General features: G+C 29.6%; 6 protein-coding genes. 1 reads left to right on the top strand and 5 read right to left on the bottom strand.

Annotated elements, in window-relative coordinates; genetic code table 11:
- Nucleotides 1-178 precede the first annotated feature (178 nt).
- From Q0K19_RS15370 to Q0K19_RS15350, 5 genes are read right to left on the bottom strand one after another with little or no spacing between them, the layout of a single operon-like run.
- Nucleotides 179-922 carry a hypothetical protein gene (locus Q0K19_RS15370; protein ID WP_297249511.1) on the bottom strand — a complete coding sequence of 248 codons (744 nt, stop codon included), beginning with the start codon at nt 920-922 and terminating at the stop codon, nt 179-181.
- A gap of 2 nt (nt 923-924) precedes the next feature.
- A complete protein-coding gene (locus tag Q0K19_RS15365; protein WP_297249509.1) occupies nt 925-1746 on the bottom strand; it encodes a hypothetical protein in 822 nt (273 codons plus the stop codon).
- A 37-nt stretch (nt 1747-1783) separates the two neighbouring features.
- Nucleotides 1784-2218, bottom strand: a complete 435-nt coding sequence (gene dut, locus Q0K19_RS15360; RefSeq protein ID WP_297249507.1) for a dUTP diphosphatase — start codon at nt 2216-2218, stop codon at nt 1784-1786.
- A 24-nt stretch (nt 2219-2242) separates the two neighbouring features.
- Nucleotides 2243-3625 (bottom strand): GntP family permease, encoded by a 1383-nt coding sequence (locus Q0K19_RS15355; RefSeq protein WP_297249505.1) that lies wholly within the window; start codon nt 3623-3625, stop codon nt 2243-2245.
- 50 nt (nt 3626-3675) lie between these two features.
- On the bottom strand, nt 3676-3987 hold the full coding sequence (locus Q0K19_RS15350) for an HPr family phosphocarrier protein (RefSeq protein WP_014487885.1): 312 nt from the start codon (nt 3985-3987) through the stop codon (nt 3676-3678).
- 555 nt (nt 3988-4542) lie between these two features.
- Between Q0K19_RS15350 and uvrA the strand changes: the two genes are divergently transcribed.
- On the top strand, nt 4543-7745 hold a 3203-nt coding region (uvrA, locus tag Q0K19_RS15345; protein ID WP_297249502.1), incomplete at its 3' end, for an excinuclease ABC subunit UvrA.

Genomic DNA, 7745 nt, shown 5'->3' with positions numbered 1-7745 from the left:
AGTAAATACTAATATTAAATATTTATTTAAATATATTATAATATTATATCTGTTATAGAAGTTTTAACTACCCTATTCTTATATAAATAAAAACTAATATATTATTCTTTATTCTATTAATTGTTATAATATAAATAATTTAGAGTACAATTATTCTATGCTTGAAAAAATTATTAGCTTATATTCCCCACCATTGAGAGGCATCTGCTTGATATGCCCATTGATAAGAAGTCGCTGATGTAATCCAAATTTTAGCTAATTGGTTTCCGCTTTTAAATATATAAAGTCCATTAACTGAGTATACCGCTTCACTATCAAAAGCATCATCCGTATTATTTGTAACTATTACTACAGCATTAAAATTAGTTTGATACCCAAAATATTGAACTTTCCAACCTGCACTAGGTGTTACTTTTCCTCCAGCAGCATCTATATTTCCAACGTTATTTCCATTTGCAGATAATGCTGGAGCATCATTTCCAGTACCTTCTGGTCTTGGTATTACAGGATATGTAGAAGTTATTGTAGTTTCTATGTATTTATTGGCAACTAATTCATTTGTACCATAAGCGGTAACTGCTATATAATATAATGTACCATTATTAAATGTGTAATTTGGAATTTTTTTTACAAAATTTGTTCTTGTATGATTAGACCCTTTTATTGTTGGATATGCTCCTGAAGAATCTTTTATAGCATTATTCGGCTGAGTAAAGTTTGGAGAAGTACCAGCATATATATTAAATCCGGCAAAATCAGAAGCTATTACCCCAGACCAAAAACTTATGCTTACTTCACCATTTCCAGGTATTGCATAAACATCATATGGAGAATTATATTCGTCTACTATAGTAATAAGTTCTTCGTTACAAGAAATAAATAAAAAAATTGCTATTATATTAAGTATAAATATTTTTTTCATAATTAATAACTCAAGATATCAGCAGCAGTTTGACGGCAATAATCAGCTGTAATACTGCTAGTACCATTTACACTCCTTACATATATTTTTCCATAATAGGCATTGTTTCCATCGATAATTTTTATTAAATAAAGTCTGTTAGCTTTTACAGATAAATTAATATTTCCATACCCATTTTCTGGAGGAACTACAACATCATTCAAAGAAGTGCCTGATACTGCCATCATACTTGCATTGGCAACATTTTGAAAATATAATGCTCCGCCATCATTTATTAATCTAGCTAAATCTCTTCCATCCATACTTATAGTAGTATTCACATTTATAGTTTGATTTAAAGCTTCTGGTCTAGGAGTACCCATTTTTACGAAATTATCATAGTAATAATAACTTTCTAATTGAGGAGTTATTTGATATGCGGATACCCAAACATATATAGGTATACCATTATTTAAATCAGATTCTTTTAATGTGTATATATCAGCACTATTTGTAGAAAAATAAGATCCAACTTCAATAGTAAATGAATACTTTTTTACAACTGTAGATTTTGTTTCTATTAAAGTAGGTAATGCTTTTTGCTGATTATATAGTCTATATTTTCTAGGATTCTCCTTATCACCAAAATATATATTATATCCGCTGAATGAAGGTTCATTATTTTGAGCTTCAAATTCTACTGTTATTTTATTTTGTCCAGGTATAACTTTTGTTATGTAAGGCTGATTTAATTCTAGTGTTACTCCAGTAACATCTGGAAGTCCGCATGAAATAATTGACAATGATGATATTGCTATATATATAAATAATTTTAAAATATTCATCGCTATATTATAAACAAAATTTTAATTATATCAATAGTTATTTATTTGTACTGCCAAACCCGCCTTCTCCCCTTTGTGTATCAGATAAAGAATCTGTTTCTTCAAAAGATATCTTTTCTACTTTAGCAAAAACCATTTGTGCTATTCTATCACCTTTATTTATTGTAAATGGTGTATCTGTCAAAGAAGCTAATATTACTTTTAATTCTCCTCTATAATCACTATCTATTGTAGCAGGTGAGTTTAAACAAAATATTCCATTTTTTAATGCCAAAGAACTTCTGCTTCTAACTTGTGCTTCATAACCTTCAGGTATTTCTATAAAAAGACCTGTAGGTATTAATACTATGTCGTTTTTATTTAAAGTAATAGGCTCATCTATATTAGCATGTAAATCAAGTCCTGAAGAACCTGGTGTTTGATATTTAGGTAATGGATTATCTGATTTATTAATAATTTTTATTTTAAGCATTATTTTCTCCAAATATTTATTATATTATCTGAAAAGGAAAGCGAGTATCATTATGATTATTAAAGCTGTGATACCTTGAACGAAAGTTGCTAAAGTTCTAGCTTTATATGCATCATTTATTTTTAAACCTGATAATTCTACAACTATCCAGAAATAACTATCATTAGCATGAGAAGCTATCATAGAACCTGCTCCTATAGACATTAATACTAATATTTGAGATATAGGGGTATTAAATCCTAATGTACCAAGCAAAGGAGCAAAAAGTGATGCTACAGTAATAACAGCTATTGTTGATGATCCTAACATTATTTTTAGGGCTGATGCCATAATAAATGGTAAAATCAAACCCATATTTAATGAACCAAATATATGTCCTAATTCAGGTATAATTTGAGCTAATTGAGTAGATTTTAATACTTCTGCAAAAGCACCGCTGGCACCTACTATTGCCAATATACTTCCTGAAGATCTTATACCATCACCTATCCACATAGATATTTCTTCTTTATTGAATTTATGAGTTAATAGCAGTGAGAATAAAAATCCTATGAATAATGCCATAGATGGTTCACCCAAAAATATAAAGATATTTTTGATCATTCCGCTTCCAACTCTAAAAGAATCAAATCTTACTATACTTCCTATAGCCATTAATAATATTGGTACTACTATAGGTGCTAATGCTTTCCAAGTTGGAGGAAGTCCTCCAATATCACTTATTAGAGTTTCATAAGTAGGAGATTTATCTGGATAATTAGGCTTTTTTATATATTTTGCAATAAATATTCCGTATATTGCTCCGACTAAAGATGTAGGGATAGCAACTATCAAACCTATAATTATTATAGTTAATAAATGAGCTTCAAGTCCGAATAGGTTTACAACTGCTGCTGGACCCGGAGTTGGAGGAATTAAAGCATGTGAAGCATAAAGTCCTGTAGATAATGCAACAGATAAAGCAACAGGAGATGCTCCGCTTTTTTTAGCAACAGCTTTTCTTAAAGGTGTAAGTATCAAATATCCTGAATCGCAGAATACAGGTATAGATACTATAAAACCTAATATATTCATTGCTAATGCTGGATGAGATTTTCCTACTATTCTTAGTACTATTTCTCCCAATTTTAAAGCAGCTCCGGACATTTCTAGTATATTACCTATTACACTGCCTAATACTATTATTATGCCAACACTTGCTAAAGCATTTCCAAACCCTTTTCCTATTAAAGCAGATATTTCTGTTATATAATTAGTATCATTATTAGATGGAACATGAAGTGTAAAAGCTAGAAATATTGCCACCAATAACATAGCTATGAACGGATGAACCTTGAATTTTATCGTTAAAACCATAACGACAATAATAGATATTGCCAACATAGCTATTACAAAATAACTAATCATTAGATATCCTTATATTTGGTATTTTTTATGTGAATATAAATATAAAAATATTAATCGTCTTCTGGTACTTCAGCGTGAATATAGCCTTCTTCAAAGAAATATACTAATTCTTTTTCTGCTTGTTTAGCTACTTCTTCCATTCCTTCTTCATATTCTATTTCTAAGATTAGATTTGCACCCTGAAATGCTCCAAGTCCCATAATATTAAATACACTTTTAGCATCAGCTCTTACACCGTTATAAAGTAAAAATATTCCTATATTTGAATATTCATTTTTACTTGATATTTGTGATAGAACTCCTGCTGGTCTTAAATGCATTCCGTTTTTGCTTTTGATTGTAACTACATTTGTTAATGTCATTAGATATCCTGAGAATTTATTATATACATATTATAATACATTTATTTATATTTTTCAAGATTTTTTTATATAGTAAATATTAATTTAGTAAAAAATAGGTTTGAAATTTATTCAGAATTCCCACCCTTTATATTTATGGCTAATTTATAAAATAATAATCTAATGATATTTTTTACTATTTTTTAACATTATAGCAACCCACCCTAGTTTTTATTAAATTTATAGTCTACTTAACGCACGGTTAGCTTATCATCATATTTTGTGGAATTTGAATTATAAAATAGCTTTATTTTTTAGCTTCATTCTGCGTGCGGTGTATAAATTTTTTAATTTTATTTTATAGTAAAAATTATAAATTAAAAAACCGCTTGGGCGGGCATGCTTTTTCTTTTGTAGCTTTTAAAGAATAATAAAGTATTATGTTCAAATTTAAGCAGCAAATTTTAAAGGGCGGGGAATGTAATAAAATTTATTTATTAATATTTAATACCAGTAAAACCTTTTTTTATATAGAATTTATGTTATAATATTTTAACTTTTTTGTAAGGATTTTTTATGGCTAATAATTCTATAGAAATAAGAGGTGCTAAAGAGCATAACCTTAAAAACGTATCACTTTCAATACCTCATAAAACCCTAACTACTTTGACAGGAGTATCAGGAAGCGGAAAGAGTTCTCTTGCTTTCGATACTATTTTTAAAGAGGGACAGAGAAGATATCTGGAATCATTGTCAGCTTATGCAAGACAGTTCTTAGGTGTTATGGCTAAGGCTGATGTTGAACATATTGAGGGATTATCCCCTACTATTTCTATAGACCAAAAAAGCGTAAATAAAAATCCTCGTTCCACTGTAGGTACCGTTACAGAAATTTATGACTTTTTTAGATTATTATTTGCAAGACTAGGAGTTCCTTACTGTTCTAAATGCGGACATAAAATTTCTAAGCAAAGCGAAGACCAAATTGCTCAAAGTGTTTTAAGAGGGTTTGCAGAAAAAAGAATTTTAGTACTCGCCCCTATTGTAAGAGATAGAAAGGGAGAGTATAGAAAAGAAATTGAAGAAGTAAAACTTGCAGGTTATCCTAGAATAAGAATTGATAATATAGTTTATAAATTCGATGAAGATGAAATACCAGAATTAAAAAGATATGAAAAGCATACTTTAGAAATAGTGATTGACAGAATAAAAGTTGAAGATAAATATTTGTCAAGAATCACTGATGATATTGAAAGAGCTATAAGAATAACAAAAGGTTTAGTAGCGTTTTATGAAGAACATGAAAAAAGCGAGGAAGTATTAGAAACAGAAACTCCAGAAAATGCTGAAGAAGATACAAAAACAAAAAAGAAAAAAATCAAAATGAGTAAGCAGTTTGAAATAGATAAATATTATAAATTGTACACAACCGAAAGGTCTTGTGCAAATTGCGGACACTCTATTGCTGATATTGAGCCTAATTTGTTCTCATTCAATAACCCTATGGGAGCTTGCACCGTTTGCGGAGGACTTGGAGTTGAGCATGTATTCACTGAAAAACATATTGTAAAAGATGAAAATTTAAATATTTATGAAGGGGCTTTATCCTGTTTTGTAGATGATCATATTGGTTTTGATATGGAATATGGTACTGATGAACTTGAAGTTATTGCAAAGACTTATAAAATAGATTTAAAAAAGCCTTGGAAAGATTTAACTAAAACAGAAAAAAAATATTTACTTTATGGTACGGATAAAGAAGTAAAATGGAGAAAAAGATTCTGGTATCATAGCAAACTTGTTGAAGAAAGAGTGCCTGGAATTTTGGACAGATTAAAATACGATTATGAAACTTATAAAAATAGTTATTATGCTAATTTTATGGACGAAGTTGAATGTCCCAAATGTAAAGGAAAAAGAATTAATGAAGATGCTTTGTCAGTAAAATTCAATGGAAAAACTATAGCTGATTTTTCTTCAATGACTATAGAAGATTTATATGATTATTTCACTAAATTAAAGTTAAAACCAAATGAAGAAGTGATCGGTGCTCCTATAGTAAAAGAAATTATTTATAGATTAACATTTTTGGTGAAAGTTGGATTAACTTATCTCACAATAGAGCGTTCCTCACCTACTCTTTCAGGCGGAGAATCTCAAAGAATAAGATTAGCTTCACAAATAGGAAGCGGACTTGAAGGCGTATTATATGTACTTGATGAGCCTTCAATAGGTTTGCATCAATCAGACAATAAAAAATTAATTGAATCATTAAAAACATTAAGAGATAAAAATAATACTGTCATAGTTGTAGAGCATGATAAAGAAACTATGGAGGAATCTGATTATTTAATTGATATAGGTCCTAATGCTGGTGTTAATGGCGGTGAAGTTGTAGGTATTGGCGATTATGAAGAGTTTATAAAATCGGATAGATCATACACTGCTAAATATTTACGCGGTGATGATGATATAGAAATTCCTAAACAAAGACGCGAAGGAAACGGAAAGTTTTTAAAAGTAATTGGAGCTAATCAATTTAATCTTAAGAATATAGATGTTCAATTTCCTTTGGGCTTATTTATTGTAGTTACAGGACTTTCAGGAAGCGGTAAATCTACTTTAGTTGAAAATATTTTAATGCGTGCATTGCATAATCATTTTTACGGTAAGACTTTAACTCCGGGAATCCATGAAAGAATAGAAGGACTTGAAAATATTGACAAAGTTATAGAAGTTGATCAATCTCCTATAGGAAGGACCCCAAGAAGCAATCCAGCAACTTATACAAAAGTTTTATCGCCTATAAGAGATTTATTTGCAGCTACCAAACTTGCCAAAATGAGGGGATATGATAAAGGAAGATTTTCATTCAATGTAAAAACAGGAAGATGTCCTACTTGTGAAGGTGCAGGAGTTATAGAATTAGAAATGCAGTTTCTTTCCAATGTATTAGTGCCTTGTGAGGAATGCGGAGGAAAGAGATTTAATGCAGAAACTTTAGATGTTAAATATAAAGATAAAACTATTTATGATGTTCTTGAAATGAGTGTATCAGAAGCGATTCTATTTTTTGATGGTATAACTTCTATCACAAGAATATTAAAAATAATGGAAGATATAGGACTTGGATATATAAAATTAGGTCAGCCTTCTACTACACTTTCAGGAGGTGAAGCTCAAAGAATAAAACTAGCAAGCGAACTTCATAAAATATCTACGGGAAACACTTTATATATATTAGATGAGCCTACTACAGGACTTCATTTTGAGGATATAAAGAAATTATTAAAAGCATTGGACGGACTCGTTGAGAAAGGAAATACTGTTTTAGTTGTAGAGCATAATTTGGATGTTATAAAATGTGCTGATCATATTATAGACATGGGACCTTTAAGCGGAGATAAAGGAGGAAGAGTCGTTGCTGAGGGTAAGCCTGAAGATATAATAAAAGTTAAAGAATCTCTCACAGCAAAAGAACTTAAAGAAATATTAAAGCCTTCAAAAAAGAAAAAAGAATCTATTAAAACAGAAGAAGCAAAAAAAGAAGAAAATACTTCATTAATAATAAAAGGTGCTAATAAACATAATCTTAAAAATATAAGCTTGACACTTCCTAAAAATAAAATCAATGTTATAACAGGAGTATCAGGAAGCGGAAAAACTTCTCTTGCCTTCGATACTATCTTTAAAGAAGGTCAAAGAAGGTTTGTTGAATCGCTTTCTACTTATGCAAGAAGATTTTTAGGAAGATTTGAAGATGCTAATGTTGAAAAAAT

The sequence above is a fragment of the uncultured Brachyspira sp. genome, assembly GCF_944393015.1.
Lineage (GTDB): Bacteria > Spirochaetota > Brachyspiria > Brachyspirales > Brachyspiraceae > Brachyspira.
This window is presented reverse-complemented; position numbering and strand designations above follow the sequence as displayed.

Excerpts from the sequence above, each read along its gene's own strand:
- Q0K19_RS15370 (WP_297249511.1), bottom strand. The coding sequence starts at position 922 with ATGAAAAAAATATTTATACTTAATATAATAGCAATTTTTTTATTTATT.
- Q0K19_RS15365 (WP_297249509.1), bottom strand. The coding sequence starts at position 1,746 with ATGAATATTTTAAAATTATTTATATATATAGCAATATCATCATTGTCA.
- dut (WP_297249507.1), bottom strand. The coding sequence starts at position 2,218 with ATGCTTAAAATAAAAATTATTAATAAATCAGATAATCCATTACCTAAA.
- Q0K19_RS15355 (WP_297249505.1), bottom strand. The coding sequence starts at position 3,625 with ATGATTAGTTATTTTGTAATAGCTATGTTGGCAATATCTATTATTGTC.
- Q0K19_RS15350 (WP_014487885.1), bottom strand. The coding sequence starts at position 3,987 with ATGACATTAACAAATGTAGTTACAATCAAAAGCAAAAACGGAATGCAT.